This window comes from Streptomyces sp. NBC_01176 (genome assembly GCF_045039825.1).
Classification (GTDB): Bacteria; Actinomycetota; Actinomycetes; order Streptomycetales; family Streptomycetaceae; genus Streptomyces.
This window is the reverse complement of sequence record NZ_CP108600.1, coordinates 3,291,872-3,316,493: the sequence shown is the minus strand read 5'-3', so window position 1 is coordinate 3,316,493 and position 24,622 is coordinate 3,291,872. Positions and strand designations below refer to the sequence as shown.

Genomic DNA, 24,622 nt, shown 5'->3' with positions numbered 1-24,622 from the left:
ATATGACCAACCCCGTGCCGCCACGCAAGGACCCTGATCAGCCGTGGCGTACCGAGGGCACGCCACCCGAGCCGACCCCACCGCCCTCCGGGCGCAGGAAGATGCCGGGTGGCTGGATAGGCCTGGCGGTCGCCGCTCTGATCGTGTTCGTGATCGCCGTCCTGGCACTGTCCTTCTTCAACGAGGGCAACGAGCCGACGATCTCGTACACGGAGTTCAGCAAGCAGATCGACGGGGGCAACGTCACCAAGATCTACTCCAAGGGTGACGCGATCCAGGGCGAGCTCAGGACCGCCCGGGAGAAGCCGGACGGCGGCGGGAAGTACACCAAGTTCAAGACCCAGCGCCCCTCCTTCGCCGACGACAAGCTCTGGCAGAACCTGGAGAAGCGCGGCGTCACGGTGACCGCCTCACCAGTGGTCCAGCAGCGCAGCCTGCTGTCCAACCTGCTGCTCTCCCTCGCCCCGATCCTGGTCCTGGTGGTGCTGTGGTTCTTCATCGCGCGGCGGCTGCGGCCGGGGATGGGCGGCCCGGGCGGCATGCTCGGCCGCAAGGCACCCCCCAAACCCGTGGAACTGCAGCCCGGCGCGCAGCGCACGACCTTCGCGGACGTGGCGGGCATCGACGAGGTCGCGGGCGAGCTCAACGACGTCGTGGACTTCCTCAAGAATCCGGGCGCCTACCGCAGGATGGGTGCCAAGATGCCGCGCGGTGTACTCCTCGCGGGCCCTCCCGGCACCGGAAAGACCCTGCTCGCGCGGGCCGTGGCGGGAGAGGCGGGGGTGCCGTTCTTCTCGGCCTCGGCGTCGGAGTTCATCGAGATGATCGTCGGCGTGGGTGCCTCGCGCGTCCGTGAGCTCTTCGCCGAGGCCCGCAAGGTCGCCCCCTCCATCATCTTCATCGACGAGATCGACACCATCGGACGGGCCCGCGCCGGTGGCTCGGCGATGGGCGGTCACGACGAACGCGAGCAGACCCTGAACCAGATCCTCACCGAGATGGACGGCTTCTCGGGTGCCGAGGGCGTCATCGTCATCGCCGCGACCAACCGCGCCGACATCCTGGACCCGGCGCTGACCCGACCCGGCCGCTTCGACCGGGTCGTCAACGTCTCGCCGCCCGACCGCGGTGGCCGCGAGGCGATCCTGGAGATCCACACCCGCGAGATCCCGCTCTCCCCGGACGTGGACCTGGCCCAGGTGGCCCGGACGACCCCGGGCATGACGGGTGCCGATCTGGCCAACCTCGCCAACGAGGCGGCGCTGCTCGCGGTCAAGCGCAAACAGGAGCGGGTGACGCGGACGGACCTCTCCGAGGCGCTGGAAAAGGTGCAGCTGGGTGCCGAACGGCCCCTGGTCATGCCCTACGAGGAGCGCCGCCGCACGGCGTACCACGAGAGCGGTCACGCCCTGCTCGGCATGCTGCGGCCGGGCGCCGACCCGGTCCGCAAGATCACCATCGTCCCGCGCGGGCGTGCGCTGGGCGTCACGCTCTCGACCCCGGACGCCGACCGCTACGCGTACACCGAGGAGTACCTGCGCGGCCGGATCATCGGCGCCCTGGGCGGCATGGCCGCCGAACACGTCGTCTACGCGGTCGTCACCACCGGCTCCGAGAACGACCTCGAACAGGTCACCAACATCGTCCGGGGCATGGTCGCCCGCTGGGGCATGACCGAACGCGTCGGCCGGCTCTCCGCCCTCCCGGGCGACGCCCAGCAGGCCTACGGCCTCTCCGCCGCCCCGGCGACCCTCGACTCCATCGACCACGAGATGCGCCGCATCGTCGACGAGTGCTACGAGGAGGCCTGCCAGAACCTCCGCGACCACCGCGACCAGCTGGACGCCCTGGCGGAGGCACTGCTCGCCAACGAGACGCTGGAGGAGGCGGACGCGTACCGGATCGCGGGCATCACCCGGATCCGGAAGGAGGAGGGCTGAGCCTCCACCCTCCGGGGCGGCGCCGGACTCCCAGGCGTCCTCGCCCGGGTACGAACGCCAGTCTGTCCGTCCGAAGACCCCCTGCCCGTGCCGTCCGGGCGATCGGGTGCCTGCGTCCGGGCGACCGATTGCCTGCGCGTCCGGGCGACCGCTTGCCTGCGCGTTCGGGCGACCGATTGCCTGCACGTCCGGGCGATCGGGTGCCTGCGCGTCCGGGCCGCCGGAATGTCCGTCTCGTCGGGGCGGCCGAATGTCCGCCTCGTCCGGGCGATCAGATGTCCCCCTCGTCCCCGGGCGCCTACCTCGTCCGGGCGATCAGATACCGGAAGACGTTCGGCATCCACACCGTCCCGTCCCGCCGGCGATGGGGGTGGAGCGCTTCGGTGAGTTCCTTGTCGACCTGGACCTCGTCCGTCGCGGCCACCGCCGCGTCCAGCAGCCCGGTCGACAGCAGGCCCCGTACCGCGCTCTCCACGTCCGCGTACCCGAAGGGGCACGCGACCCGTCCCGACCCGTCGAGCCCGAGCCCGGCCCGCTCGGCGATCTCCTCCAGCTCGTCCCGCCGAGGGGCCCGCCACCCGCCGCCGCCGCGCAGCGGTTCGGCCAGTCTGCCGACGCCCCGCAGCACGGCGGACGTGGCGCAGCGCTCCGGTGGCCCCCATCCCACGAGCACCACGGGCGCCCCCCGCTCGGCGAGCGGCGCGGCCGTCTCCAGCACCTCGACGAGCCCTTCGGAGTCACCGGCCACCCCTCCGACCGGCTCGAACGCGGTCACCAGGTCGTACGCCGGTTCCCCGGAGCCGGCCAGGTCCGCGGGCGTGCCCCGTACGATCCGGGCGTCGTCGTGCGCGTGCGTGCCGCGTCCCTCCGGCCCCAGCCGTTCCCGCGCGAGCCTCATCCGTTCGGGTGAGGAGTCGTCGACCCCGGTCACCGCGGCGCCCCGGGAGGCCGCGGTCAGCAGGGCCAGTCCGGAACCGCAGCCGAGGCCGAGCAGCCTTGTCCCGCCGCCGACTTCGAGTCGCTCGTAGACGGCCTCGTGGAGCGGTACCAGCATCCGCTCCTGGATCTCGGCCCAGTCACGCGCGCGTACCCGCGAGTCGACACGGGAGGGAGGTCCCGTGTGCTGCAGGTGTTGCCGCACGAGCGTAGGTGTCATCGAAAGCGCCCCAATCCGCCGAGAGTTGTCGCTGTGCCCCGTTTCCCCGACCCCCGCGCAGTGCGCGCGCACTTCCCCCGTATGTCAGGTAACTCCGCACTCGTCGCGGCGTCCAGGGGTTGCGGCGCGCTGCTTGTGCGCTGTCCGCGCGCGGCGCAAGAATTCACGTCCCGGCAACGTGTGCCCGTACGATCGCGCCATGGCTAAGGCACCTGTTCTCACGCCCCAGGCGGACGACTTCCCGCGCTGGTACCAGGACCTGATCAACAAGGCCGAGCTGGCCGACAACGGGCCGGTGCGCGGCACCATGATCATCCGGCCCTACGGGTACGGGCTGTGGGAACGGATGCAGCAGGAGATGGACGCCCGCATCAAGGCGGCGGGTGCCCAGAACGCGTACTTCCCGCTCTTCATCCCGCAGTCGTACCTGACGAAGGAGGCCGAGCACGTCGAGGGCTTCGCCCCCGAGCTCGCGATCGTCACCCACGGCGGCGGCAAGGAGCTGGAGGAGCCGGTCGTCGTCCGCCCCACCTCCGAGACGATCATCAACGCCTCCTTCTCCAAGTGGGTGCAGAGCTACCGCGACCTGCCGCTGCTGATCAACCAGTGGGCGAACGTGGTCCGTTGGGAGATGCGCCCGCGGGTGTTCCTCCGCACCACCGAGTTCCTGTGGCAGGAGGGCCACACCGCCCACGCCACGTACGAGGACGCCCGGGACTACGCCGCGTACATCCACAAGGAGGTGTACGAGGACTTCATGGTGAACGTCCTCGGCATCGACGTGGTGCTCGGCCGCAAGACCCCGCGCGAGCGGTTCGCCGGCGCCGTCAACACCCTCACGCTCGAAGGCATGATGGGCGACGGCAAGGCACTCCAGATGGGCACCAGCCACGAACTGGGCCAGAACTTCGCGAAGGCCTTCAACACCCAGTACCTGTCCAAGGACGGCCGACAGGAACTCGTCTGGCAGACCTCCTGGGGGTCCTCGACCCGTATGGTCGGTGGCCTGATCATGTCGCACGGCGACGACAGCGGGTTGCGGGTGCCGCCACGGCTCGCTCCCGTACAGGTCGTCGTCCTCGCGATCAAGGACGACGAGGCGGTTCTGGCCAAGGTCCGCGAGATCGGCGACCGGCTCTCGGCGGCGGGCGTACGGGTCCAGGTGGACGACCGCACGGACACCCCCTTCGGGCGGCGCGCGGTCGACTGGGAACTCAAGGGCGTACCGGTACGCGTCGAGGTCGGCCCCCGTGACCTGGAGAACGGCACCGCGATGCTGGCCCGCCGTATCCCCGGGGGCAAGGAGCCGGTCGCCCTCGACGCCCTGGCGGGACTGCTCCCCACCCTCCTCGAGGAGGACCAGGCGCGCCTCCTCGAGCAGTCGCGCGAGCGGCGCGAGTCCCGTACGTCGGACGTGACGACGATCGAGCAGGCCGTCGAGGCCGCCACGGCCGGCGGCTGGGCCCGCATCCCGTGGGCCGACCTCGGCGAAGAGGGCGAGGCCAGGCTCGCCGAGCACTCCGTGACCGTACGGTGTCTGGTCGCGGAGGACGGGTCGGTGCCCGACAGCGACGACGCACCCGGTAACGTCGCCGTCGTGGCGCGCGCCTACTGAACCGTCCCCGAGGGCGGCCGAAACGCCTCTTGCGCATCTGATGACGACAGGCACCCCGGCGCGCGGACAGCGTCTACGCGCCGGGGCGTACGCGTGACTACGTACCAGCTTGGTGCGAGCTGTGAGGCTTCTCCGCAGATCAGCGCACCCGCCCTCGTCAGGACACATCAGGGGCAACTGACGGGTACGTGCAAATTATTTGGGATGCCCCGGAATAGGAACACACAGGGCCCCCGGCTCGTTGTCACGACGTGAGCACGACACCACCTGTTCTTGCCGCAGAGCTGGCAGGGGCGTGGGCCGACATTCAGCGGCACCACCCCGAACTGCCCGATCTGGCCGCGCCCGAGTCCCTGATCGGAGAGTCGTCGTCCGCCTGCGGACACGAACTCTCCTTCGAACGCCTGTTGCACGAGGCAGTCCATGGCATCGCCGCCGCCCGCGGAGTCCGCGACACCTCGCGCGCCGGCCGCTACCACAACCGCAGATTCCTGGCGATCGCCGAGGAGCTGGGTCTTGACCACCCCGAGGAACCGCATCCCAGCAGCGGATTCTCGCTCGTCACGCTCAACCCCGAGGCCAAGCGCCGCTATCGCCCGACCATCGAGCGGCTGCAGCGCGCTCTCAAGGCGCACACCGCCGCGACCACCGCCGACACGGCCCGCTCGTTCCGGGGCCCCGCCGCCCGGCACGGCTCCTCCGGAGGAGGCGTCCGGGTCAAGGCCGTCTGCGACTGCGGCCGCAACGTACGGGTCGTCCCGTCCGTCCTGGCCCAGGCGCCGATCGTGTGCGGGGGGTGCGGCAAGCCCTTCCGGATTCCGGAGGTGGTCGGAGCGGCGGCGAGCTGAGAGGACGGCTGCTCGTGGCAGCCGTGCTCGGCCGCGCCGCCCGGTGAGCGCCATGTCACACCGCCGGCGCCCGGGAGTCGGCGCCGGGCGCCGGTCAGCCACGGGCCGGCGCGCAGGGCCGGTGAGGTGAACCTCCGGGGTGTGGCACAATGTCTAGCTGTACTCGACAGTCGCATAGGACCCCTCTCTCCTCCGGCTGACGCGTCCATCGGGCACTCGGGTACCGCAACCCCACGCGGCCATCTCGCCGTGCCCAACCACGTCAAGACCAGGAGACACCACTTCCGTGGCAGTCAAGATCAAGCTGAAGCGTCTGGGCAAGATCCGTTCGCCTCACTACCGCATCGTCGTCGCCGACTCCCGTACCCGCCGTGACGGCCGGGCCATCGAGGAGATCGGCCTGTACCACCCGGTGCAGAACCCCTCGCGCATCGAGGTCGACTCGGACCGCGCGCAGTACTGGCTGGGTGTCGGCGCGCAGCCGACCGAGCCCGTGCTCGCCATCCTGAAGCTGACCGGCGACTGGCAGAAGTTCAAGGGTCTGCCCGCCCCCGCTCCGCTGCTCGTCGCCGAGCCGAAGGCGTCGCGCCCGCTGTTCGACGCCCTGGGCGGCGACGACGAGGGCAAGGGTGAGGCCATCACCCAGAAGAAGAAGGCTGAGAAGAAGGACGAGGCCCCGGCCGCGTCCTCTTCGTCTGAGTCGACCGAGGCCTGAGCATGCTCGAGGAGGCTCTCGAGCACCTCGTGAAGGGCATCGTCGACAACCCCGACGATGTGCAGGTCGCCTCGCGCGACCTGCGCCGCGGGCGCGTACTCGAGGTCCGGGTCCACCCCGACGACCTCGGCAAGGTGATCGGCCGCAACGGCCGCACCGCGCGCGCCCTGCGCACCGTCGTGGGCGCCATCGGCGGCCGCGGTGTCCGCGTCGACCTCGTCGACGTGGACCACGTCCGCTGACGTAACAGGCAGCACCGGCTCGGGCCGGGGAGGGCCATCCGGCCGTCCCCGGCCCGTAGTCGTCTGCGAAGCAACGCCGCAGGCACACCGACAGGAGATCAAGCACAGTGCAGCTGGTAGTCGCTCGCGTCGGCCGCGCCCACGGCATCAAGGGCGAGGTCACCGTCGAGGTACGTACCGACGAGCCGGAGATCAGACTCGCCCCTGGTGCCGTCCTGGCCACCGACCCCGCCTCCACCGGTCCGCTGACCATCGAGACGGGCCGCGTGCACAGCGGCCGTCTGCTGCTCCGTTTCGAGGGCGTACGCGACCGCAACGCCGCCGAGGCGCTGCGCAACACCCTGCTCATCGCCGACGTCGACCCGGACGAGAAGCCCGAGGACCCGGACGAGTACTACGACCACCAGCTGATGGACCTGGACGTGGTCACCAAGGAGGGCGACGAGGTCGGACGGATCACCGAGATCTCGCACCTGCCCTCCCAGGACCTGTTCGTGGTCGAGCGGCCGGACGGCACCGAGGTCCTGATCCCGTTCGTCGAGGAGATCGTCGTCGAGATCGACCTGGACGAGCAGCGGGCCGTCATCGACCCGCCGCCGGGCCTGATCGACGACCGCGCCGAGATCGCGTCCACCCGGGACTCCACCGAGGAAGAGGCGTAATGCGGCTGGACGTCGTCACGATCTTCCCGGAGTACCTGGACCCCCTGAACGTCTCGCTCGTCGGCAAGGCACGCGCCCGCGGACAGCTGAACGTGCACGTGCACGATCTCCGGGAGTGGACGTACGACCGCCACAACACGGTCGACGACACCCCCTACGGCGGCGGCCCCGGCATGGTCATGAAGACCGACCCGTGGGGCGAGGCCCTGGACTCCGTGCTGGCCGACGGCTACGAGACGGGCGCGCACGGGCCCGTCCTCGTCGTGCCCACACCCAGCGGACGCCCCTTCACCCAGGAACTCGCCGTCGAGCTGTCCGAGCGCCCCTGGCTGGTCTTCACACCCGCCCGCTACGAAGGCATCGACCGTCGCGTCATCGACGAGTACGCCACCCGCATGCCGGTCCACGAGGTGTCCATCGGCGACTACGTGCTCGCCGGCGGCGAGGCGGCCGTCCTCGTCGTCACGGAGGCCGTGGCGCGCCTGCTGCCGGGCGTCCTGGGCAACGCCGAGTCCCACCGGGACGACTCCTTCGCCCCCGGGGCCATGGCCAACCTCCTGGAAGGGCCCGTCTACACCAAGCCCCCCGAGTGGCGCGGCCGGGAGATCCCCGAGGTGCTGCTCAGCGGCCACCACGGCAAGATCGCCCGCTGGCGTCGCGACGAGGCACTGCGCCGTACGACGGCCAATCGGCCCGACCTCATCGAGCGCTGCGAGGCGTCCCTCTTCGACAAGAAGGACCGCGAGATGCTCTCGATCCTGGGGTGGCAGCCGGATCCCGACGGCCGATTTTGGCGCAGGCCGCAGGCCGTGGAAGAATAGGCCGCTGCTCTACGTCGTCCGGCGTGCGCCCCTGCCACAGGGGGACACGACGCCCGCCCCGACGCGGCAGCACTCTCCTGAAAACCCTTCTCCCGTCGATGACCTGTGGCATCGGCGAAGAAAGCAGACCCAATGTCTCACCTGCTCGACTCCGTCGACAGCGCGTCGCTGCGCACCGACATCCCGGCCTTCCGTCCGGGCGACACCGTCAACGTCCACGTGCGCGTCATCGAGGGCAACCGCTCCCGTGTGCAGCAGTTCAAGGGCGTGGTCATCCGTCGCCAGGGCGCCGGTGTCCGCGAGACCTTCACGGTCCGCAAGGTCTCCTTCTCGGTCGGCGTCGAGCGCACCTTCCCGGTGCACACCCCGATCGTCGAGAAGATCGAGCTCGTCACCCGCGGTGACGTGCGTCGCGCGAAGCTGTACTACCTCCGTGACCTGCGCGGCAAGGCCGCGAAGATCAAGGAGAAGCGCGACAACTGAGCTCGCACGGAGGCTCATACGGACGCCGGATAACATCTGGCTCCGATGAACACCGAAGCACAGCACACGGAGCGCGACCGCTCCTCCCGCCCTGCAGAGTCCGAGGAGATCTCGGACACCCAGGGGCCGGAGGGACGGTCGCGTTCCGCGTTGCTGGACCGGGTCGCGGAGTGGATCCCCGGCGGGCGGATCACTCTGACCCTGCTGGTCTGCCTGCTGTTCCTGGCCGGCTTCAGCACCTTCGTGATGCAGCCCTTCGAGATTCCCAGCAGCTCGATGGAGCGCGGATTGAGGATCGGGGACCGCGTTCTCGTAAATAAGTTGGCGTACCGTTTCGGTGCTGAGCCGCAGCGGGGAGACATCGTCGTGTTCGACGGCACCGGCTATTTCGGGAACGCCGACTACGTCAAACGCGTCGTCGGTGTGGGGGGAGACCATGTGGTCTGCTGCGACAAGGAGGGGAGACTCGAGGTGAACGGCCGTTCGGTCGACGAGTCGACGTTTCTGTATCCCGGGGACGCCCCGTCGGAGGTGCCCTTCGACGTCGTCGTGCCCGCCGGCAGCCTGTTCCTCCTGGGCGACCACCGCAGCGACTCCAGCGACTCCCGGGACCACCTGGGGTCCCCCGGAGGCGGCATGATCCCCGTCGGCGACGTCATCGGCCGCGCCGACTGGATCGCCTGGCCCTCGGACGACTGGGCCCGGCTGAGGCGCCCCGGCGCCTACACGCGCGTGCCCGCCGCGGACGGTGCCCATGGGTAACCGCGGAAGGCCGCGCGGTGTCTCCGAGCACGCGGCCGACAACCTGCTGCCCACCGGGACGCGGCGCGCCTCCGGCGGCGCGGTACGCCCCGGCCGCGCCGAGCGCCGCAAGCTCCAGCGCAAGGTGAAGCGACGACGGCGGCGCTCCGCGGTCAAGGAGATCCCGCTCCTCGTCGGCGTCGCGGTGCTCATAGCCCTGGTTCTCAAGACCTTCCTCGTCCAGGCCTTCGTCATCCCGTCGGGCTCCATGGAGAGCACGATCCAGATCGGCGACCGGGTGCTCGTCGACAAGTTCACGCCATGGTTCGGCTCCAAGCCGCAGCGCGGTGACGTCGTCGTCTTCAAGGACCCCGGGGACTGGCTGGAAGGGGAGAAGACCACCAAGAAGAACGACCCCGTCGTCATCAAGCAGGTCAAGGAGGGGCTGACCCAGATCGGTCTGCTGCCCTCCGACAACGACAAGGACCTCATCAAGCGGGTCGTCGCGGTCGGCGGCGACACCGTCAAGTGCTGCGACACGCAGGGGCGCGTCACGGTCAACGGCATGCCGCTCGACGAGCCGTACATCCACGCCGACAACAAGCCGTCGGACTTCCCCTTCGAGGAGACCGTCCCCAAGGGCCGCCTCTGGGTCATGGGCGACCACCGGGCCAACTCGGCCGACTCCAGGTACCACCGTAAGGAGAAGTACGGCGGTACCGTCTCCGAGAAGTCCGTCGTCGGCAGAGCCATGGTCATCGCGTGGCCCTTCGGGCACTGGAGTCGATTGAAGGAGCCGGACACGTACGCGTCGGTGCCGAGCGGGTCGGCCACGGCCATGGGACCGTCGCATAGGGTGGCGTCCGCGGATCTCAATGGATTGATCCCGCTCCCGAGCCCTGCGGAACTCCCGCTCGTTATGGGAGTGGTGGGCCTGCGTCGGATCCGGGGCAGGCGGCGGCACGGAGTGAGGAGTGGATGTGGGGGATTTGGCGGTCGGCGCACGATCCGGACACGATGGGCCCGAGGAACAGCCGGAGCGAGCCGACGGATCGGCCACCCCGGCCACGAGCGAGGTCGTCGGTCCCGGGAGTGACTCCGGGGACGGCGGCGGTACGAAGGAGCACGGCGGGCAGGACGAGAAGCCCAAGAATCCGCGTTCCTTCTGGAAGGAACTGCCGCTCCTCATCGGTATCGCACTGGTCCTCGCGCTGCTGATCAAGACCTTCCTGGTGCAGGCGTTCTCGATTCCCTCGGACTCGATGCAGAACACCCTCCAGCAGGGCGACCGTGTACTGGTCGACAAGCTCACGCCGTGGTTCGGCTCGGAGCCCTCACGCGGCGAGGTCGTCGTCTTCCACGACCCAGACAACTGGCTGGCGGGCGAGCCGACGCCCAACCCGAACGCCGTGCAGCAGGTCCTCAGCAAGATCGGCCTGATGCCGTCGGCGGACGAGAAGGACCTCATCAAGCGGGTCATCGGCGTCGCCGGTGACACGATCGAGTGCGAGAACTCGGGCCCGCTGACGGTCAACGGCAAGGCGCTCAACGAGACGTACGTGTACGCCGGGAACACGCCGTGCAGCGTCGACGACCAGGGCGGCCAGTTCAAGGTGACGGTACCCCCGGGCAAAATCTGGGTCATGGGTGACCACCGGCAGAACTCGCTGGACTCCCGCTACCACCAGCAGGACAAGTACCAGGGCTTCGTGCCCGTGGGCAATGTCGTGGGCCGCGCCATCGTGATCGCCTGGCCGCCCACCCGCTGGAACACGCTGCCGATTCCCGACACCTTCGACCAGAACCTCAGCGCGGCCGCCCCGGGCGCCCTGGGACTGGCCGGCGCGGCGCCGCTGGTGCTGTGGCGCAGGCGTCGGCTTACCGCCGGAAACCCCAGGGTTTCTGGGCGGGGTACCGCCGGGTAGGGTGCCGTCCCAGATCACCGATCTTCCGCGGCCCGTACCCAGGACCGCGGGGTCGATTCTCCGAGTCGGGGGAGCACTGGGATGAGCAGGACGTCAGGTCGTACGGACGAGGGCCACGGTCGGCTCGGCAGCGTGCTGTCGGGACTGACCGTGGCCCTCGGCTGTGTGCTCTTCCTCGGCGGCTTCGCCTGGGGCGCGGTCGTCTATCAGCCGTACACGGTGCCGACCCAGTCGATGGTGCCGACCATCAAGGTGGGCGACCGCATCCTTGCGGAGCGGATAGACGGCAATGACGTCAAGCGCGGTGACGTCATCGTCTTCAAGCAGAAGAGCTGGGGCGACATGCTGATCGTCAAGCGGGTCGTCGCCGTCGGCGGTGACACCGTCGCCTGCTGCACGGACGGCAAGCTGACGGTCAACGACAAGAAGATCGACGAACCGTATCTCCCCAAGGGCCAGGCCGCTGAGACGAACCGGATCCCGACCGTCGAGGTCCCCGAGGGACGACTCTTCCTGCTCGGTGACGAGCGCAGCGGCTCACTGGACTCGACGGCGCACCTCACCGAGGCCTTCAACGGCACGGTGTCGCGCGCCGCGGTGAAGGGCCGCGTCGACGCCATCGCCTGGCCCATGAAGGGCATGCTGAAGCGCCCCACGGGCTTCAAGACGCTCGGCGGGATCTCGACCCCCGGTCCGCTGCGGCCGATCCTGACCGCCGTGGTCGCGGGCGCGGTGCTCGTGCTGGGCGGGGCGGCGTACGGCCCGGTCGCCAAGCGGCTCGGGCGCCGGCGTGGGCGGAGGCGGACGGAGCCGGTCGGTGTCGGCTGAGCCGTCCGGATCGTCCGGGCCGACCGGATCATCTGGACGGGCTGGACGGGTCACCCCGTCCGGGGCGTCGCCCGAGGCGTCCCTCGGGCCGACTCCTGGGCCGTCTTCCGTGTCGTCGGAGCGGGTCTCGGGCGCGGACCCGAACGGAGACTCGTACGACGGAGGGCTGCGGAAAGTCGCCCGGGTGGTGCTCCTCGACGCGCAGGAGCGCATTCTGCTGCTGCACGGCCACGAACCGGACGATCCCGCGGACGACTGGTGGTTCACGCCCGGCGGCGGCCTGGAGGGCGACGAGACCCGCGAGGAGGCCGCGCTGCGGGAACTCGTGGAGGAGACCGGCATCACCCAGGTCGAACTGGGCCCGGTGCTGTGGCGGCGCACATGTTCGTTCCCGTTCGCGGGACGCCGCTGGGACCAGGACGAATGGTACTTCCTGGCCCGTACGACCCAGACGGGAACCGTCGCCACCGGGCTGACGGAGCTGGAACGGCGAAGTGTCGCCGGAGCGCGCTGGTGGACGTGCCAGGAACTGACCGAGGCACATGAGACGGTGTATCCGACCAGGCTCGCCGAGCTGCTGCGCAGGCTGCTCGACGAGGGTCCCCCGGCCAGACCCGAGGTCCTCGACACCGAAATCGTCTAGGGGCTCGCGGGGCTGGCGCACAATGGGGGGACGCACGGCTGAAGGGGAACATGCCATGAGCGCCGAGGACCTCGAGAAGTACGAGACCGAGATGGAGCTGAAGCTCTATCGGGAGTACCGCGATGTCGTCGGTCTGTTCAAATACGTGATCGAGACCGAACGGCGCTTCTACCTCACCAACGACTACGAGATGCAGGTGCACTCGGTCCAGGGTGAGGTTTTCTTCGAGGTGTCCATGGCGGACGCCTGGGTGTGGGACATGTACCGGCCCGCGCGCTTCGTGAAGCAGGTACGGGTGCTCACATTCAAGGACGTGAACATCGAGGAGCTGAACAAGAGCGATCTGGAGCTGCCCGGCGGGTGACCGCCCCGGTGGATCCGCTGATCCCATGAGGTCGACCGGCGGCCGCTGACGGACGATGATCACTCGTGAGGGTGATGCAGTTGTCCCCAGACGGCCGCCTGTCCACCAAGATCCAACAGCGGGCGGGGACAGCCGCACTGTTGGCGCCGGAGGTGGTGCCGACATGAAGACGTCCAAGGCACGCAACGCACTCGGCAAGTACGGCGAGGATCTGGCCGCGCGGCGGCTGGCCGAGACCGGAATGACCGTCCTGACGCGCAACTGGCGCTCCGGCAGGACCGGTGAGATCGACATCGTGGCCCGGGACGGCGACGCGCTCGTCGTCTGCGAGGTCAAGACACGCAGGACAGGAGCCTTCGAGCACCCGATGGCGGCCGTCACCCCGGCCAAGGCACAGCGCCTGCGCGGCCTGGCGGAGCGCTGGCTCCAGGAACACGGCGGGGCCCCGCCCGGCGGCGTCCGCATCGACCTGATCGGTGTCCTCCTCCCCGACCGCGGCGCACCCGTGGTCGAGCACGCGCGAGGGGTGGCCTGATGGGGTTCGCGCGTACGTGCTCGGTGGCCCTGGTCGGCGTCGAGGGCGTCGTGGTGGAGGTCCAGGCCGACCTGGAGCCGGGCGTCGCGGCGTTCACCCTGGTCGGCCTCCCCGACAAGAGCCTCTCGGAGAGCAGGGACCGGGTCCGCGCGGCCGTCGTGAACTCGGGCGCGGTGTGGCCCCAGAAGAAGCTCACCGTCGGGCTGAGCCCGGCCTCGGTGCCCAAGGGCGGCAGCGGATTCGACCTCGCCGTCGCCTGCGCGGTACTGGGTGCAGCGGAGCGGATCGATCCCCGGGTGCTCTCCGACATCGTGATGATCGGCGAACTCGGACTCGACGGACGGGTCCGGCCGGTCCGGGGAGTGCTGCCCGCGGTCCTCGCCGCGGCGGACGCGGGGTACGAACAGGTGGTGGTGCCCGAGTGTGCGGCGGCCGAGGCCTCGCTGGTGCCCGGGATCTCCGTGCTCGGCGTGCGCAGCCTGGGCCAGCTGATCGCCGTGCTCACCGACGAACCGGTCCCCGAGGAGGACCCCGACGACGCGGGCCGGCCCCATCCGCTGACGGCCGGCCTGCGCATGCCGGGCACCGCCGCGGCCACCGGCATCCACGGCGCCCAGCACGACCACGGCCATGACCTCGCCGACGTCGTCGGCCAGCGCTCCGCGCGCACCGCCGTCGAGGTCGCGGCGGCGGGCGGACACCACCTCTTCCTGGAAGGCCCACCAGGAGCGGGCAAGACCATGCTCGCCGAGCGGCTGCCCGCCGTCCTGCCGCCGCTCACCCGGGGCGAGTCCCTGGAGGTCACCGCCGTCCACTCGGTCGCCGGCCTGCTGCCACCGGGCAAACCCCTGGTCGACGTCGCCCCGTACTGCGCGCCCCACCACTCGGCGACCATGCAGGCCCTCGTCGGAGGAGGCCAGGGAATCGCACGACCGGGCGCCGTGTCGCTCGCCCACCGGGGAGTGCTCTTTCTCGACGAGACCCCGGAATTCAGCGGCCAGGCCCTCGACGCGCTGCGCCAGCCCCTGGAGGCGGGGCATGTGGTGATCGCGCGCAGCGCGGGCGTGGTGCGGTTTCCGGCGCGGTTCCTGATGGTGCTCGCGGCGAATCCCTGCCCGTGCGGGCGCTTCTCGCAGCGGGACGACCTGTGCGACTGCCCGCCCTCCGCGATCCGGCGCTATCAGGCCAGACTCTCCGGCCCGCTGCTCGACCGGGTCGACCTGCGCGTCGAGGTGGACCGGGTCACGCGCTCCGAGCTGACCGGGCGCGGGACACGGGGCGAATCCACGGAGACCGTCGCCGGCCGCGTACAAGCAGCCAGGGAACGGGCCGCGGCGCGGCTGGCGGGCACCCCCTGGCGGACGAACAGCGAAGTGCCGGGGCGCGAACTGCGCAGCCGGTGGCACGCGTCCTCGGGAGCGCTGGACGAGGCGGAGCGGAGCCTGGAGCGGGGCGTGCTGAGCGCCCGGGGCCTCGACCGGGTGCTGCGCGTCGCCTGGACCGTCGCGGACCTGGTGGGGCACGACCGGCCCGACGCGACGGATGTCGCCCTCGCGCTGCAACTGCGCACCGGGGTGCCACGCGGGGTACCGATGGCGATCGGTGCGCTGTCGTGAGCCACGACGGCGCACCCCGATATCACGATGGCGCACCCGGGAACCACGACGGCACACCCCGGCAGGGCATGCGCGGAGAGGCCGCGCGCGGAGTGGGCATGCGCGGAGAAGGCACGCGTCGAGAAGGCCCGGGCCGAGAGGACAGGTGCCGGGAGAGCGCCCACGGGGGACGCGCGGACCGGGTGGACGCGCACGGGGCGGGTGCGCGCGAGGAGGGCGAGGGCGTCCGTGGATCGGGCGCGCGCCACGGGGGTGCCTACCGGGAGGCCGCGCAACAGGAGCGCGCCCGCCGCCAGGGTGCGCCCTCTGGGGATGGACTCCGCGGGGACGCACCCTTGGAGGACGTCCGCCGGGAAGGCGCACACCGGCAGGACCCGGACCGAGCGGACGAACGCGTGCACCGGGCCTTTCTCGCCCGTGTCGCCGAGCCGGGCGACGAGGCCTGCGGGCGCTGGATCCGTGAGGCCGGGGCGGAGCGGGCCGTCCAGGGGCTCCTGGACGGCGGGGAGCGGCCGCGGGGAGTGTCGGACCGGAGATGGGCCGGACTGCGGGCACGGGCCGAGCGGGCCGACCCGGAAAGGGACCTCGCGGCGGCCCATGCCGCCGGTATCCGGTTCGTGTGCCCAGGGGACTCCGAGTGGCCCGCACAACTCGACGATCTGGGGGACGCCCGACCCACCGGACTCTGGGTACGGGGACGCCCCAGCCTGCGGATGTGGGCGCTGCGGTCCGTCGCCCTCGTCGGAGCGCGCGCCTGTACGGAGTACGGCGCCCACATGGCGACCACCCTCGGCGCCGGACTGGCCGAGCGTGGCTGGGTCGTGGTGTCCGGCGGTGCCTACGGCGTGGACGGCGCCGCGCACCGGGGCGCCCTGGCGGCAGGCGGGGCCACCGTCGCCGTGCTGGCCTGCGGAGTGGACCGGCCCTACCCCCGCGGCCACACCGAGTTGATCACCAGGATCGCCGAACAAGGCCTGGTCGTGGGGGAGTTGCCGCCAGGAGAGCACCCCACGCCGAGCAGATTCATCCTGCGCAACCGGGTCATCGCGGCACTCACCCGGGGGACCGTGGTCGTCGAGGCCGCCTATCGCAGCGGCGCGCTGGTCACGGCGCGCGCCGCACAGCGGCTGGGCAGGTTCGCGATGGGCGTGCCCGGCCCCGTCACCAGCGGGTTGTCGGCCGGTGTGCATGAACTGCTGCGCGGGGAGGCGGTGCTGGTCACCGACGCCGCGGAAGTCGCGGAACTGGTCGGCGACATGGGTGAGCTGGCCCCGGACCGGCGGGGGCCCGTACTGCCACGTGACCTGCTGGACCCGGGTGCCGGACGGGTTCTCGCCGCACTGCCGGCGCGCGGACTGGCGCGAGCGGAGGAGATCGCCCTCGGGGCGGGAACCACGACGGACGACACGGTCGGGAGACTGTACGAACTCCGCTCGCTCGGGTTCGTCGAACGACACGGCGACGGCTGGAAGTTGACACGCCAGACGATGATCCCGGTCCGCGAAGATCGTCGCGGGCGCTGACCGAGCGTGTTCCTCCGTCCGGGCGAACGTCGACACCCTTGGCAATACCCGCAGTTGGCGTCCGCGGACCGTCACGGACGGCGACGAGGGCGACCGAGGCAAACGTTCAGCGGAACGTATCTGCGCACGGCCCGCCCACAGCCCTTCGCGCACTGCGACACTCCAGTCACGCTACGCTCACCTGGGTTCTGACGCAGACAGGCAACTCGGCATCAGAGCGACAGCTCACCCAGGTACCCACAGTTCACGGCAGAACGGCACAAGGCGACGAATGCCCCAGCACACCTCCGGGTCCGACCGGGCGGCGATCCCCCCAGCCGCCCGCGACGGCGGTAGCAGGCGGCCGCCCGCTCCCTCGACGCTCGACGAGCTGTGGCGGTCGTACAAGACGACGGGTGACGAGCGGCTGCGCGAGCAGCTGATCCTGCACTACTCGCCCCTGGTCAAGTACGTCGCGGGACGGGTCAGCGTGGGCCTGCCGGCCAATGTGGAGCAGGCGGACTTCGTCTCCTCGGGGGTGTTCGGGCTGATCGACGCGATCGAGAAGTTTGACATCGAGCGGGAGATCAAGTTCGAGACGTACGCGATCACGCGCATCCGGGGCGCGATGATCGACGAGTTGCGCGCGCTGGACTGGATCCCGCGCTCGGTGCGGCAGAAGGCGCGCAACGTGGAGCGTGCGTACGCGACGCTGGAGGCGCGGCTGCGACGCACGCCGTCGGAGGGCGAGGTCGCCTCCGAGATGGGGATCGCGGTGGAGGACCTGCACGCCGTCTTCAGCCAGCTGTCGCTGGCCAACGTGGTGGCCCTCGAGGAACTGCTGCATGTCGGCGGCGAGGGCGGCGACCGGCTGAGCCTGATGGACACGCTGGAGGACACCGCGGCCGACAACCCGGTCGAGGTGGCCGAGGACCGGGAGCTGCGTAGGTTTCTCGCGCGGGCGATCAACACCCTCCCCGACCGGGAGAAGACCGTGGTCACGCTCTACTACTACGAGGGCCTCACGCTCGCGGAGATCGGGAACGTCCTGGGAGTGACCGAGAGCCGGGTGAGCCAGATCCACACCAAGTCGGTACTGCAGCTGCGCGCGAAGCTGGCCAGCTTCGGACGCTGATCCGGAGCGTGGTGCGGTGCTGAATCGTCCCTTCGTCATCAGGGTCGCGATTCCTCCAGGTGGTGGGAGTGGCTGCCGCCATCCGCGGTCCGTCCGTAAAGTGGAGGGCGTGCCAAGGATTCGAGCGGCCTCCGTGGCCGAGCACCGGTCGATGCAGCGAGCCGCCCTGCTGGACGCGGCCCGGTCCCTGCTGTCCGAGGGCGGGACGGAAGCACTGACCTTCCCCGCCCTCGCCGAGCGGACGGGGCTGGCGCGGTCGTCCGTCTACGAGTACTTCCGGTCCCGCGCCGCCGTGGTCGAAGAACTGTGCGAGGTCGACTTCCCCCTGTGGGCGGCCGAGGTCGAAGCGGTGATGGCCGCGGCCGACGGACCCGAGGGCAAGGTCGAGGCCTACGTCCGGCAGCAGCTGGCGCTGGTCGGGGACCGGCGGCACCGCGCCGTGGTGGCCATCTCCGCGAGTGAACTCGACGCCGGGGCCCGCGAGAAGATCCGCGCGGCGCACGGCGGGCTCGTCGCGATGATCGCGGAGGCGCTGCGGGACATGGGCCACGCCGAACCGCGACTGGCCGCGATGCTGCTCCAGGGTGTCGTCGACGCGGCTGTGCGGCGGATCGAGCTGGGGGCGGCGGAGGATCCCGAAGCGATTACGGACGCGGCCGTCACGATGGCCCTGCGGGGCGTGCGCGGCTGAACCTCCGAGCCGAACCAGGGGCCCGGGCAGCTCAGGGGCGTCGACCCCCTGACGTGCCCACCGCGCCCACCGCGCCCACCGCGCCATCGAGCGCGCCGTGCCTACCACCTGCCTCGCCTCGCCTCGCGCACTTGCCCCACCTTGCCCCCGTCCCCCGGGCCCTCCCCCTCCCCCCACCCCCTCCCGCCCCACCCCCTCGCCGGCTGCGCCCCGCGCGCAGGTCTCACCCATCCGCCCACCCACTCCCGCGCCACCCACTCCCGCGCCGCCCACCCACTCGCACCCCGCCCACCCACCCACTCGCGCCCCACGCGCTCCGCCGCGACCCCGTGCGCCTGCCGGATGTCACGGCGCTACCGGTGCCGTCCTCACGGCAAGCGCGCCCGCGCCGTGCCCTTGGTGGCGTCCGAGCCCGTGCCCGCGGTGGCGATGGTCTCCGTGACGGCGACGGTCACGGTTGTCTGCGTTCTGTCGGCACCGGCAGCAGCCGGGACGGCGCGCCGCGCAGCAGCCAGGCGGGGAGCAGGGAGAGCGGGTCGAGGTAGGTGCGGTCTCTCAGCAGGCCCCAGTGGAGGCAGCTCGTGGGGCAGTGGGAGGCGTCCGGTTCGAGCGTGCCCAGTACGTCGCCGGCGGCCACCTCGTCGCCCTTTCTCACCGTGGCCCGTACCGGGGTGAAGGTGGTGCGCAGAGGCGGATCGCCGGTGCCCGCCAGCTCGACGGCGATCGCTCCGCGACCCGCGACCCGGCCGGCGAAGGAGACCCGGCCCGGGGCGACGGAACGGACCGGGGCGTCCGGGGGCGCCGCGAGGTCCACGCCCCGGTGGCCGCGACCGTAGGGCGTCGCCGGGGGTTGCCAGGCCCGCAGGACCGAGGGGCGCGTGCCCACCGGCCAGAGGCGGGCGACCGCCCGGACCTTCGAGTCGGCGCCGGGCGGTTCCACGGGGACCGGAGGCGCCGGACCGTTCGTACCCTCGATCATGTCCGGGTCGGACATCCGGGCCACGCCGCCGTCTCGGGACGAGGACGTCGAAGTGGCCAGGGTGACCGGCGCAGACACCCGCGCCGGCACGGCGGGCGCGGGTGACACCGTCAGCGCGGCCAGCACGACCGGCGCGGCCACCGTGATTCCCGGCCGCAACCGCGGCCGGGTACGCACACATCGTTTCGCTCGCATGCGAGAACGGTCCCGCATCGGGCGGATCCTGACCGGGAGCTGTGGACCACCGGCCGGTTGTGGACAGCGGCGTCACCCCGCACCTCGCGGGTCCCGTACACTTCTCGTGGCGATCCGGGTCACCGGGTCGACTTCGCACGCCCCGACACGCGGTCATCAAAAGCCGGTGTCAGCGCCCCTCGGTCCCTCGTGGCAAGGCGCATCGCGGGCGTCAGGCGCGAGTGCCGTCCGGCACGCGCGGCACAACCGAGAACACCAAGGAGAACGGCCATGGCCGTCGTCACGATGCGGGAGCTGCTGGAAAGCGGCGTCCACTTCGGTCACCAGACCCGTCGTTGGAACCCGAAGATGAAGCGCTTCATCTTCACGGAGCGCAACGGCATCTACATCATCGACCTGCTCCAGTCGCTGTCGTACATCGACCGCGCCTACGAGTTCGTCAAGGAGACCGTCGCCCACGGCGGCACGGTCATGTTCGTCGGCACGAAGAAGCAGGCGCAGGAGGCCATCGCCGAGCAGGCCACCCGCGTCGGCATGCCCTACGTCAACCAGCGCTGGCTGGGCGGCATGCTCACCAACTTCTCGACCGTCTACAAGCGTCTGCAGCGCCTCAAGGAGCTCGAGCAGATCGACTTCGAGGACGTCGCCGCTTCCGGTCTCACCAAGAAGGAGCTTCTCGTGCTCTCGCGCGAGAAGGCCAAGCTGGAGAAGACCCTCGGTGGTATCCGCGAGATGCAGAAGGTGCCCAGCGCCGTCTGGATCGTGGACACCAAGAAGGAGCACATCGCGGTCGGCGAAGCCCGGAAGCTCAACATCCCGGTCGTCGCCATCCTCGACACCAACTGCGACCCCGACGAGGTCGACTACAAGATCCCGGGCAACGACGACGCGATCCGCTCCGTCACCCTGCTCACCCGCGTGATCGCCGACGCCGTCGCCGAGGGCCTCATCTCCCGTTCCGGTGCCGGCAAGGCCGAGGGTGACAAGGCCGCGGGCGAGCCGCTCGCCGCGTGGGAGCGCGACCTCCTCGAGGGCGAGAAGAAGGCCGACGACGCCGAGGTCCAGACCTCCGCCGAGACGGAGAAGGTCGCCGACGCCGAGCAGGCCGAGGCCCCCGTCGCCGAGGCCGAGGCCGTCGAGGCTGCCGCCGAGACCCCCGCCGCGGACGCCGAGCAGGCCTGACCCCTCACCCCTTCGGGTCACGGACGGCGGGGGCACACCAAGCCCCCGCCGTCCGGCCCGTAGATCTTCAGACTTCGAGAGAGATTCCAGGAATCATGGCGAACTACACCGCCGCCGACGTCAAGAAGCTCCGTGAGCTCACCGGCGCAGGCATGATGGACTGCAAGAAGGCACTGGACGAGGCCGACGGCAACGTCGACAAGGCCGTCGAGGAACTGCGCATCAAGGGCCAGAAGGGCGTCGCCAAGCGCGAGGGCCGCTCCGCCGAGAACGGCGCCGTGGTCTCCGTCATCGCCGACGACAACACCTCCGGTGTCCTGGTCGAGCTGAAGTGCGAGACGGACTTCGTCGCCAAGGGCGAGAAGTTCCAGGCCGTCGCCGGCCAGATCGCCGACCACGTCACCAAGACCTCCCCGGCCGACCTCGACGCCCTCCTGGGCTCCGAGATCGAGCCCGGCAAGACGGTTCAGGCGTTCGTCGACGAGGCCAACGCCAACCTGGGCGAGAAGATCGTCCTGGACCGCTTCGCCCAGTTCTCCGGTGCCTACGTGACCGCGTACATGCACCGCACGATGCCCGACCTGCCCCCGCAGATCGGTGTCCTCGTCGAGCTGGACAAGGTCAACGCCGAGCTCGCCAAGGGCGTCGCGCAGCACATCGCCGCCTTCGCGCCGAAGTACCTCTCCCGCGAGGACGTCCCGGCCGAGGTCGTCGAGTCCGAGCGTCGCGTCGCCGAGGAGACGACCCGCGCCGAGGGCAAGCCCGAGGCCGCCCTCCCGAAGATCGTCGAGGGTCGCGTCAACGCCTTCTTCAAGGAGGCCACCCTGCTGGGCCAGCCCTACGCGCTGGACCAGAAGAAGTCCGTCCAGCAGGTCCTGGACGAGGCCGGTGTCGCCCTGAAGCGCTTCGTGCGCATCAAGGTCGGCATCTGAGTCCGTACAGCGATCGACGCGCGACCCCTATAGGGTCGACAGCAGTCGTCCGCGTACGTCGGCACGCGCGCGTGCGTGCCGGACGACAGCAGATCTGACGAGGAGGCCATTGCCGAGCATGGGAGCCAACACCCCACCGGCAATGGCCTTCTTCGTATGTGCACCATGAGGAGATCTCCATGACCAGCACCCAGGCCGACCAGGGCGAGAAGACCGACGACGGCAAAGGCGCCGGACGCTTCATGCTGAAGCTTTCAGGCGAGGCGTTCGCCGGTGGCGGCGGACTGGGCGTCGATCCCGACGTGGTGCACAAGATCGCCCGCGAGATCGCGGCCGTCGTGCGCGGGGGCGCCCAGATCGCCGTTGTCATCGGCGGCGGCAACTTCTTCCGCGGCGCGGAACTCCAGCAGCGCGGCATGGACCGGGCACGCTCCGACTACATGGGCATGCTCGGCACGGTGATGAACTGCCTCGCTCTCCAGGACTTCCTGGAGAAGGAGGGCATCGACAGCCGCGTACAGACCGCCATCACCATGGGACAGGTCGCCGAGCCGTACATCCCGCTGCGCGCCGTACGGCACCTGGAGAAGGGCCGTGTGGTCATCTTCGGCGCCGGTATGGGCATGCCGTACTTCTCCACCGACACCACGGCCGCCCAGCGTGCCCTGGAGATCGACGCCGAGGCCCTGCTGATGGGCAAGAACGGTGTGGACGGGGTCTACGACTCCGACCCCAAGACCAACCCCGAGGCCGTCAAGTTCGACTCGCTCAGCTACGGCGAGGTCATCACCCGCGACCTCAAGGTCGCCGACATGACCGCGATCACGCTGTGCCGTGACAACAAGCTGCCGATCCTGGTCTTCGAGCTCCTGGCGGAGGGCAATATCGCGCGGGCCGTCAAGGGTGAGAAGATCGGCACACTTGTGGGTGACCCAAGCGGCCGGGCCTGACCCGGGACGGACCCTGACCGGGGGATGGACAATGTCCTGCCGGTCCGGAACCGTGCAGGAACAAGACGCGACGCAGCCGGCTGCCACCCCGACGGGGAACAGCTGCCGGGCCTACTCAAGACACGCAGGAGCAAGTGGTGATCGAAGAGACCCTCCTCGAGGCCGAGGAGAAGATGGAGAAGGCCGTCGTGGTCGCCAAGGAGGACTTCGCCGCGATCCGCACCGGTCGTGCGCACCCGGCGATGTTCAACAAGATCGTGGCCGACTACTACGGCGCGCTGACGCCGATCAACCAGCTGGCCTCGTTCGCGGTCCCCGAACCGCGCATGGCCGTGGTCACCCCGTTCGACAAGAGCGCGCTGCGCAACATCGAACAGGCGATCCGCGACTCCGACCTGGGTGTCAACCCGAGCAATGACGGCAGCATCATCCGCGTGGTGTTCCCCGAGCTGACCCAGGAACGCCGCAAGGAGTTCATCAAGGTCGCCAAGACCAAGGGCGAGGACGCCAAGATCTCGATCCGCTCCGTGCGCCGCAAGGCGAAGGAGACCATCGACAAGCTGATCAAGGATGGCGAGGTCGGCGAGGACGAGGGCCGCCGTGCGGAGAAGGAGCTCGACGACACCACCGCGAAGTACGTCGCCCAGGTGGACGAGCTCCTGAAGCACAAGGAAGCGGAGCTGCTCGAGGTCTGATGAACGACTCTTCCTGGGGGGCACCGCCGCAAGCCGGGTACTGGGGGCCCTCCGACCAGGGGCCTGCCCAGGGGGCAGGCCCGGCGGGTCCCGCGTACGATGCGCATGACGCGCAGCACACTCGCCCCATGCCCATCGTGCCCGAGGGACCCGCACACGGCGGAGACCAGGATGACGACCGGGGGGCCGCTCGGCTGAGCGGCCCCCCGGTCCGCGACGACACACCGTCGGCGGGGTCCTACGGGAACCCGTCGCAGAAGCCGCAGGAGCCCATGCCCAGCGCCACCCCGCAGCCCGCGCCCGCACCGAAGAAGAGTGCGGGCCGCGACCTGGGTGCTGCGATAGGGGTGGGCGTCGGGCTCGGTGCGGTGATCGTCGCGTCGTTGTTCGTCGTCAAGGCCGTCTTCGTCGGTGTGATCGCCGTCGCCGTGGTGGTGGGGCTGTGGGAGCTCACCTCGCGGCTCGAGGAACGCAAGGGCATCAAGGCGCCGCTCGTGCCCCTGGCGGTGGGCGGTGCGGCCATGGTCGTCGCCGGCTACGTACGGGGCGCCGAGGGCGCGTGGGTGGCGATGGCACTCACCGCGCTGGCGGTCCTGGTCTGGCGGATGACGGAACCGCCCGAGGGATACCTCAAGGACGTCACGGCGGGCGTCTTCGCCGCCTTCTACGTGCCGTTCCTGGCGACCTTCGTGGCGATGATGCTGACCGCGGACGACGGTCCGCGCCGTGTCCTGACGTTCCTGCTCTTGACGGTCGTCAGCGACACCGGCGCGTACGCGATCGGCTGGCGCTTCGGCAAGCACAAGCTCGCGCCCCGCATCAGCCCCGGCAAGACCCGCGAGGGTCTGGTCGGAGCGGTCGTCTTCGCGATGGTCGGGGGCGCGCTGTGTCTGCAGTTCCTGATCGAGGACGGCACGTGGTGGCAGGGCCTGATCATCGGCCTCGCGGTCGCGGCCACCGCCACGCTCGGTGACCTCGGCGAGTCCATGATCAAGCGGGACCTGGGCATCAAGGACATGGGCACCCTGCTGCCGGGTCACGGCGGCATCATGGACCGCCTGGACTCGCTCCTGCCGACGGCTCCCGTGGTCTGGCTGCTGTTGGTGATCTTCGTAGGGTCGAGCTGACCCGCGTTCTTGTCGGTGAGGGGTCCGTCGTCCACTGGGCGGCGGGCCCCTTCCGCATGCCCGGGTCCTGGTCGAACACGAGAGCTCGGCACGGCCGACC

26 protein-coding genes are annotated in these 24,622 nt (G+C 70.5%); 24 read left to right on the top strand and 2 right to left on the bottom strand.

Annotated elements, in window-relative coordinates; translation table 11 throughout:
* Positions 1 to 2: 2 nt before the first annotated feature.
* Positions 3 to 1,940 carry an ATP-dependent zinc metalloprotease FtsH gene (ftsH, locus tag OG199_RS14050; RefSeq protein WP_356801981.1) on the top strand — a complete coding sequence of 646 codons (1,938 nt, stop codon included), beginning with the start codon at positions 3 to 5 and terminating at the stop codon, positions 1,938 to 1,940.
* 298 nt (positions 1,941 to 2,238) lie between these two features.
* On the opposite strand, the gene OG199_RS14045 is transcribed toward ftsH, so the two are convergent.
* The gene (locus tag OG199_RS14045) at positions 2,239 to 3,096 is read right to left on the bottom strand and encodes an SAM-dependent methyltransferase (protein WP_405829745.1); all 858 of its coding nucleotides are present in this window, start codon (positions 3,094 to 3,096) and stop codon (positions 2,239 to 2,241) included.
* A 199-nt stretch (positions 3,097 to 3,295) separates the two neighbouring features.
* On the opposite strand from OG199_RS14045, the gene proS reads away from it, so the two are divergent.
* The 18 genes from proS (at position 3,296) to OG199_RS13955 (ending at position 18,462) form a co-directional block, all read left to right on the top strand.
* On the top strand, positions 3,296 to 4,711 hold the full coding sequence (proS, locus tag OG199_RS14040) for a proline--tRNA ligase (protein WP_405829743.1): 1,416 nt from the start codon (positions 3,296 to 3,298) through the stop codon (positions 4,709 to 4,711).
* A 251-nt stretch (positions 4,712 to 4,962) separates the two neighbouring features.
* Positions 4,963 to 5,559, top strand: a complete 597-nt coding sequence (locus OG199_RS14035) for a hypothetical protein (protein ID WP_153288376.1) — start codon at positions 4,963 to 4,965, stop codon at positions 5,557 to 5,559.
* Between the two features lie 286 nt (positions 5,560 to 5,845).
* On the top strand, positions 5,846 to 6,274 hold the full coding sequence (gene rpsP / locus OG199_RS14030; RefSeq protein WP_266701692.1) for a 30S ribosomal protein S16: 429 nt from the start codon (positions 5,846 to 5,848) through the stop codon (positions 6,272 to 6,274).
* Between the two features lie 2 nt (positions 6,275 to 6,276).
* A complete protein-coding gene (locus OG199_RS14025; RefSeq protein ID WP_005479813.1) occupies positions 6,277 to 6,516 on the top strand; it encodes an RNA-binding protein in 240 nt (79 codons plus the stop codon).
* A gap of 107 nt (positions 6,517 to 6,623) precedes the next feature.
* On the top strand, positions 6,624 to 7,178 hold the full coding sequence (rimM, locus tag OG199_RS14020; protein ID WP_266701694.1) for a ribosome maturation factor RimM: 555 nt from the start codon (positions 6,624 to 6,626) through the stop codon (positions 7,176 to 7,178).
* A complete protein-coding gene (gene trmD / locus OG199_RS14015; protein ID WP_351717761.1) occupies positions 7,178 to 7,999 on the top strand; it encodes a tRNA (guanosine(37)-N1)-methyltransferase TrmD in 822 nt (273 codons plus the stop codon). The genes rimM and trmD overlap by 1 nt, the downstream gene beginning before the upstream one ends.
* A gap of 132 nt (positions 8,000 to 8,131) precedes the next feature.
* Positions 8,132 to 8,482 (top strand): 50S ribosomal protein L19, encoded by a 351-nt coding sequence (gene rplS / locus OG199_RS14010; RefSeq protein WP_037741626.1) that lies wholly within the window; start codon positions 8,132 to 8,134, stop codon positions 8,480 to 8,482.
* A 45-nt stretch (positions 8,483 to 8,527) separates the two neighbouring features.
* The gene (gene lepB, locus OG199_RS14005; protein WP_405829740.1) at positions 8,528 to 9,244 is read left to right on the top strand and encodes a signal peptidase I; all 717 of its coding nucleotides are present in this window, start codon (positions 8,528 to 8,530) and stop codon (positions 9,242 to 9,244) included.
* On the top strand, positions 9,237 to 10,319 hold the full coding sequence (gene lepB / locus OG199_RS14000) for a signal peptidase I (RefSeq protein ID WP_356801989.1): 1,083 nt from the start codon (positions 9,237 to 9,239) through the stop codon (positions 10,317 to 10,319). Before lepB (OG199_RS14005) ends, lepB (OG199_RS14000) begins: the two co-directional genes overlap by 8 nt.
* Complete coding sequence (gene lepB, locus OG199_RS13995) at positions 10,204 to 11,148, top strand: signal peptidase I (RefSeq protein WP_356801991.1); 945 nt, start codon at positions 10,204 to 10,206, stop codon at positions 11,146 to 11,148. Before lepB (OG199_RS14000) ends, lepB (OG199_RS13995) begins: the two co-directional genes overlap by 116 nt.
* A gap of 81 nt (positions 11,149 to 11,229) precedes the next feature.
* Positions 11,230 to 11,976 (top strand): signal peptidase I, encoded by a 747-nt coding sequence (lepB, locus tag OG199_RS13990; RefSeq protein WP_356801993.1) that lies wholly within the window; start codon positions 11,230 to 11,232, stop codon positions 11,974 to 11,976.
* Between the two features lie 109 nt (positions 11,977 to 12,085).
* Positions 12,086 to 12,619: an NUDIX hydrolase gene (locus OG199_RS13985; protein WP_356801994.1), complete on the top strand. Its 534-nt coding sequence runs from the start codon at positions 12,086 to 12,088 to the stop codon at positions 12,617 to 12,619.
* A gap of 55 nt (positions 12,620 to 12,674) precedes the next feature.
* The gene (locus OG199_RS13980) at positions 12,675 to 12,983 is read left to right on the top strand and encodes a DUF2469 domain-containing protein (RefSeq protein ID WP_003965949.1); all 309 of its coding nucleotides are present in this window, start codon (positions 12,675 to 12,677) and stop codon (positions 12,981 to 12,983) included.
* Between the two features lie 163 nt (positions 12,984 to 13,146).
* Positions 13,147 to 13,518 carry a YraN family protein gene (locus OG199_RS13975; protein WP_356801995.1) on the top strand — a complete coding sequence of 124 codons (372 nt, stop codon included), beginning with the start codon at positions 13,147 to 13,149 and terminating at the stop codon, positions 13,516 to 13,518.
* Complete coding sequence (locus OG199_RS13970) at positions 13,518 to 15,134, top strand: YifB family Mg chelatase-like AAA ATPase (RefSeq protein ID WP_405829738.1); 1,617 nt, start codon at positions 13,518 to 13,520, stop codon at positions 15,132 to 15,134. Before OG199_RS13975 ends, OG199_RS13970 begins: the two co-directional genes overlap by 1 nt.
* A 335-nt stretch (positions 15,135 to 15,469) precedes the next feature.
* A complete protein-coding gene (gene dprA / locus OG199_RS13965) occupies positions 15,470 to 16,657 on the top strand; it encodes a DNA-processing protein DprA (RefSeq protein WP_356801997.1) in 1,188 nt (395 codons plus the stop codon).
* A 271-nt stretch (positions 16,658 to 16,928) separates the two neighbouring features.
* Positions 16,929 to 17,771, top strand: coding sequence for an RNA polymerase sigma factor WhiG (whiG, locus tag OG199_RS13960; protein ID WP_266701720.1), 843 nt, complete (start codon positions 16,929 to 16,931; stop codon positions 17,769 to 17,771).
* A 133-nt stretch (positions 17,772 to 17,904) separates the two neighbouring features.
* Complete coding sequence (locus tag OG199_RS13955) at positions 17,905 to 18,462, top strand: helix-turn-helix domain-containing protein (protein ID WP_356802014.1); 558 nt, start codon at positions 17,905 to 17,907, stop codon at positions 18,460 to 18,462.
* 451 nt (positions 18,463 to 18,913) lie between these two features.
* On the opposite strand, the gene OG199_RS13950 is transcribed toward OG199_RS13955, so the two are convergent.
* The gene (locus OG199_RS13950; protein ID WP_405834543.1) at positions 18,914 to 19,456 is read right to left on the bottom strand and encodes a murein hydrolase activator EnvC family protein; all 543 of its coding nucleotides are present in this window, start codon (positions 19,454 to 19,456) and stop codon (positions 18,914 to 18,916) included.
* 450 nt (positions 19,457 to 19,906) lie between these two features.
* Between OG199_RS13950 and rpsB the strand changes: the two genes are divergently transcribed.
* From rpsB to OG199_RS13925, 5 genes are all read left to right on the top strand, one after another.
* A complete protein-coding gene (gene rpsB, locus OG199_RS13945; RefSeq protein WP_356802002.1) occupies positions 19,907 to 20,818 on the top strand; it encodes a 30S ribosomal protein S2 in 912 nt (303 codons plus the stop codon).
* Between the two features lie 95 nt (positions 20,819 to 20,913).
* Positions 20,914 to 21,750: a translation elongation factor Ts gene (gene tsf / locus OG199_RS13940; RefSeq protein WP_356802003.1), complete on the top strand. Its 837-nt coding sequence runs from the start codon at positions 20,914 to 20,916 to the stop codon at positions 21,748 to 21,750.
* 179 nt (positions 21,751 to 21,929) lie between these two features.
* Complete coding sequence (gene pyrH, locus OG199_RS13935) at positions 21,930 to 22,700, top strand: UMP kinase (RefSeq protein ID WP_356802005.1); 771 nt, start codon at positions 21,930 to 21,932, stop codon at positions 22,698 to 22,700.
* A gap of 137 nt (positions 22,701 to 22,837) precedes the next feature.
* On the top strand, positions 22,838 to 23,395 hold the full coding sequence (gene frr / locus OG199_RS13930) for a ribosome recycling factor (RefSeq protein ID WP_153288324.1): 558 nt from the start codon (positions 22,838 to 22,840) through the stop codon (positions 23,393 to 23,395).
* On the top strand, positions 23,395 to 24,522 hold the full coding sequence (locus OG199_RS13925; RefSeq protein WP_356802007.1) for a phosphatidate cytidylyltransferase: 1,128 nt from the start codon (positions 23,395 to 23,397) through the stop codon (positions 24,520 to 24,522). Before frr ends, OG199_RS13925 begins: the two co-directional genes overlap by 1 nt.
* The last annotated feature ends 100 nt before the right edge of the window (positions 24,523 to 24,622 follow it).